The organism is Acinetobacter sp. LipI_19 (genome assembly GCF_058242925.1).
Window position 1 is genome coordinate 1 of sequence record NZ_JBZAYK010000009.1, and the last position, 4498, is coordinate 4498.

Annotated in this window: 5 protein-coding genes; 1 reads left to right on the plus strand and 4 read right to left on the minus strand. The window is 35.6% G+C overall.

All coding sequences use genetic code 11. The features are described from left to right. Positions 1 to 195: 195 nt before the first annotated feature. Complete coding sequence (locus AC4CVF_RS22195) at positions 196 to 708, minus strand: hypothetical protein (protein ID WP_419316096.1); 513 nt, start codon at positions 706 to 708, stop codon at positions 196 to 198. A gap of 111 nt (positions 709 to 819) precedes the next feature. After that, positions 820 to 1257: a conjugal transfer protein TraD gene (locus AC4CVF_RS22200; protein WP_490789987.1), complete on the minus strand. Its 438-nt coding sequence runs from the start codon at positions 1255 to 1257 to the stop codon at positions 820 to 822. A 170-nt stretch (positions 1258 to 1427) separates the two neighbouring features. Here AC4CVF_RS22200 and AC4CVF_RS22205 point away from each other — a divergent pair, with 170 nt between their 5' ends. After that, entirely contained in the window at positions 1428 to 2723 is a 1296-nt protein-coding gene (locus tag AC4CVF_RS22205) for a MobA/MobL family protein (RefSeq protein WP_490789988.1), read from the plus strand. 56 nt (positions 2724 to 2779) lie between these two features. Here the strand turns inward: AC4CVF_RS22205 and AC4CVF_RS22210 are convergent, their stop codons facing one another. Next, positions 2780 to 3124, minus strand: coding sequence for a hypothetical protein (locus tag AC4CVF_RS22210; protein ID WP_419316090.1), 345 nt, complete (start codon positions 3122 to 3124; stop codon positions 2780 to 2782). Between the two features lie 133 nt (positions 3125 to 3257). Further along, positions 3258 to 4157: a replication initiation protein RepM gene (gene repM, locus AC4CVF_RS22215; protein WP_490789989.1), complete on the minus strand. Its 900-nt coding sequence runs from the start codon at positions 4155 to 4157 to the stop codon at positions 3258 to 3260. Between the last annotated feature and the right edge of the window lie 341 nt (positions 4158 to 4498).

Sequence of the window (4498 nt, forward strand, 5' to 3'; positions counted from 1 at the left end):
TCATACTTTTTGAAAAGCAAAAGCTTCTCCGTTCGCACCCATTCGGGATGCTCTGTACTTACCGTTTAAAATCGAAAGGAAGCCTGTAATCAGAGAAAGGCATTACAAAAATTTTAATAGCGTCTGTTCGCTCGTAGACACTCGCTCGGTTACTTAAAGAAAAAGGCAAAAGAAAATTATCTTTTGCCTTTAAAATTACATATTAATCGTGATCGAAATATTCTCTTGAGGAACATCAAAATAATTTGCTAACAATCTTTTAGCTTCAGGAATTGAGATTTTTTCTAATTTTTTTTCTTCTAGTTTACTGGTTTCCTCTAAGACATCAGTTTCTTGTTCTAGTTTATGGAACTGTAAATCTTCTAAGTTGATATTCAGCTCTTCTAAAGATCTATAAGCAACAGGGTTTCTATTTCCATCCCACATATTAGGAATAGAAATATCTGCATATTCAGAAATATTAATTATCCAACGACCTTCAGAATCTGCTTCTTGAGATAGGCTGATACTAGAAATTTTACCGACTAAAAAGGCAGTGTGGTGCTTTGCTTCAGGTTGACCCCAAGATTTATTTCGGTTTTGAACACAAACCACGTAACTGCACTTGCCTGCATGATGGGCGTTTAATCTCCAAGCCTGACTTCCTCCTTCTTTTAAAATTCTAGATTTTCCTCGAGCCGTTAGAACTACAACACACTTATTTTTCATTTAAACACCTATAGTATAAGACTGTTATACAAATAAAACCGCGTGTACTAATATTAGTACACGCGGTTTTATTTGTATAGTACTTTGTGATACTATTTTTTGTAGTAGCTTCTATTTTGCGTTTTTAGCTTGTTTTCGCTCTTGGAGTATAAAAACCCCTTGTTTGTGCCAATTCTTCCATTTAGGGTCATCTGAGGCAATTTTGACGTTACTTAACATGCCGACCAACGTGGCAGGGTCATGATGACCGAGATTGGCAATATCAAATAATGCGCCTAATTCGATTAATCGTTTGGTTCTTGCCTTGCGTTCTAAAGCCTTTTCCTTGGTTTTTTCAGCATTGAGTAAGTTTTGCATTTCTTTTTTGGCTTTGTTGGCTCGGATGCTGGCTTTTTCTGTCCGAATCAAAGCCGACAGTTTTTTATCTTCAATCGTTGTTCGATCTGTTTTTTCATAGAGTTCAATCAACAATTTTTGATAGTCGGTTTGGCGTGAAAGTGCCTTTAAAAAATTCAAATGTCCGTCAGGTAATTCCAGTTTTGTTGTCATACAAATACCGTAAAAAGCATCATTATTTATTCGAGTGTAGCATGAATTCCGATCTGTGCTAAAATTCAGAATGCGCACTTAGTAGTTTCTATTCTTCGAATAGAAACCTAAGCACGACAAAGGGTAAACCCTCTGTACTCCCAACAGCAAAAGCAAAGGCAAAAGCGGAAATGGCAAGTTATCATTTATCGGTCAAGGTTGGCGCAAAAGGCAAGGCTTCTGCTCATGCTGAATACATTGAGCGAGAGGGAGAATACAAACTTAAAAATAAAGAAAAATTAGAAGCCGTTGAACATGGAAATATGCCTGAATGGGCACAAGACAATCCTAATATATTTTGGCAATGTGCCGATGAATATGAGCGTAAAAACGGCAGTACCTACCGTGAAATTGAAATTGCCCTTCCCAGGGAACTGACACCGCAACAGCGTAAAGAGTTGGTTCAAACCTTTGTTGAACAAGAGCTAGGCGAACAACATGCCTATACATGGGCAATTCATACCCCAAAGGCAAGCATAGAGGGCGGAGAACAACCTCATGCCCATATCATGTATAGCGAACGCTTACAGGATGGTATTGAACGCAGTCCTGACCAGTTTTTTAAACGCTATAATAGTAAAAATCCTGAGCGTGGTGGTTGTCAGAAGTCCAATACTGCTAAAACCGCAGAACAGCGCAAAACCGAGCTTGTAGAATTGCGTGAACGCTTTGCTGATCTTCAAAATGCCTATTTAGAAGAATACGGACATGCAGATCGGGTCGATCATCGCAGTCTTGCCGATCAAGGCATTGAGCGCAGTCCTGAAAAACATTTAGGGTGGAAAGGTAGCCAAAACCAAGGGTTTAAGGATTTGGTGCTTGAATATCGGGAAGCTACTCAGACTTTTCAAACACATATTAATTATTTACCTAAACACCTTGCGAACTTAGACCAAGAACAGCAACGGGAAAAGCCAAAGCCTTTAACGGATGAGCAAAAGCGAGAAATTGTTAATCAAAAAATAGAGGAAGCCAATAAAACTACCTCTGAATATAAGGCACTATTTGAAAAATATAGAACTCAATATATTGAAAATACGACCAAAAGTGAGCTGAAAGAGTACCAAAAACAAGGTGCTGACATCCGAACCAGAATTGAGGAACTCGATAAAAATAAGCCAATGTTCTTTGGGAAAAAGGATTGGGAAGAAAAGCGTGAGAACCTAGTCAGAGAATATCGTGAAATTCATCATCTACACGACCATACTAAGACCGAGAAAAAGACACAACGCCTTTATGACCAACGCTTTGGGCGTGAAGCGGTGATTAAGCATATTGAGAAAAATCACCCTGAGTTAAATCAAAAATATGCCAAATCTCAAGAGTTTTTAAAGGCACTGGAACAGCTTAGACAACAGCAAAAGCAACAAGAACGAGCGCAACAGAAAGAAAAATCAAAAGATAAGGGTTTTGATATGGAGCGATAAATTTAGTCATGACTAAATTTTTGTGTAAAAAAAGCACCTAAAAAGGTGCTTTTTACTCAGCTTAACGATACTTGTTGATTAGCTAAGGTTTTTTTTTGAGCAGGTCGTGAAATAGCACGTTGAATTGCAGGTGCTAAGTCATTGTTATCCTCAATACGAAGCATGCGTATATCTGTAACGCTAGGGGCAAACCAATCAAACTGAGTTGCTAATTCTTGAGTTGCCATAACACAAGTAACGGCATCAACATTGGCATTACCAAAATATACACTGCCTTGTTGGCGTTCAAAGCCAAATTCTCTCAGCGTATTTTTAATATCATTGTAGGCATTATTGAAAGACCCATTATGATAGGTTGTTCTTAACATTTCTGTATTTAAATCAAACGTGATTGCGTACATGTTCAATCCTAAGTGAAAATTATTTTACTTTTGCTATTCTAACAGGTTGTTAATGTGAAAATTATTTTAAATAATTATAAATATCATATATCTGTAAAATAAAAAACTATTGAACAACCTATAAAATATAACTTTATTTAAACCCAGTTTTTTCTAATATTGGGTAAAGCTCTCTAAACTTTTCAGGCTGTAAAAGCATTTCAGCAATACGTACAGCAAATTGCTGATAGCTTTCTGTACCTTGAGAATACTTAGACATTTCGGGCATTTCAGACATTTTATTGGCAAATAAATGACGCTGTGCATCGGTCATTTTGATAAAGAAGTCGGGACTATTGGGATCTCGTTTGGAATCTAGTGTCTTAGGTTTTTGTTTCTGTTTAATTATAAATTTTATATGAGTAAATTTACGTCCTGTTTTTTGAGGTTCTGCTGTAATTTTTAAGTCAGTTTGCTCGTTAATTTCTTCAATGGATGGGTCTATAACCCAAGCAATTAAATTCCCTGTTGTTTTGTATCTTGAACCTAAATCTAGCATTATTCTTAAATCATCTATGGCTATTGAGCGTTCCCCAACAGATTTATATTGAGTTAGTAGCTCATAAATGCGTACAGAGTATGCACCTTGCATTTTTGATACTTCAGATAGCATATATTGAGTGAAGTTAGCTTTTACATTAGATATAAATGGCAATATATCTTTAGAAAACCTAAGAGCAATAATACCCTGATTATCTGTAAATTCTATACGCTGAACCCAACGCATTTTTATTAGTTTGTCATCAATATCTAGGCTAATAGAACGCTCGTATAGGCGGTTTACAGCTTCTTTTAAATCTCTATATGCAGTTTTTTCATGTACTCCTAAAGCCTGCAAATCTTGAACGCTAACAGTGTAAATTTCATCATCTGACACTTCACTCATTTTAGGTATTTTAGCGATAGCCGATAAAACAACACGTTGTTCAACAACTGAAAGGCGATAACTTGCCTCAATAACTTGATTCGATTTCACTACTAATTCATTTTTCATTGTTCTGTATTTTAGCTAAGTATTAGAAATAATTTATACTAATATATTAGATAAATCAATCTCTAATAGTTAGTAGTCAATCTCTAATAGTTAGTAGTCAATCTCTAATAGTTAGTAGTCAATCTCTAATAGTTAGTAGTCAATCTCTAATAGTTATAAAAGTAACAATTTGATTATAAAAGAGAAAAACAACCCGAAAATATTTAAAATATTTAAAATATTTAAAATATTTAAAAAAGAGAAAAATCAAAATCAAAATCAAAGGCTATGGCACTCGCTATGCTCGTGTCATTTCAAGAGCAAAAGCAAAGTCAAAAGCATTAATAATGTATTCGCTACGC